Below are 293 nucleotides of genomic sequence, written 5' to 3' on the forward strand. Positions count from 1 at the left end.
GGTATTTATACAGTTCTAAAGGAGACTATGACCACGCTTTTGCTGACTTGAACCAAGCCCTTAAACTTAACCCTAATTATGCTTACGCTTACATAAATCGTGGGAATTTATACAGTTCTAAAGGAGACTATGACCACGCTTTTGCTGACTTGAACCAAGCCCTCAAACTTGACCCTAACTACACCGATGCTTACATATATCGTGGGTATTTATACAGTTCTAAAGGAGACTATGACCACGCTTTTGCTGACTTGAACCAAGCCCTTAAACTTAACCCTAATTATGCTTACGCT

General features: G+C 39.9%; 1 protein-coding gene. It reads left to right on the plus strand.

Features of this window, described 5'->3' with window-relative positions; genetic code table 11:
- Positions 1-293, plus strand: a 293-nt coding sequence (locus V7K67_RS15810) for a tetratricopeptide repeat protein (RefSeq protein ID WP_335167345.1), incomplete at both ends; no start/stop codon positions are given.

The organism is Nostoc sp. (assembly GCF_036917155.1).
Taxonomy (GTDB): Bacteria; Cyanobacteriota; Cyanobacteriia; order Cyanobacteriales; family Nostocaceae; genus Nostoc.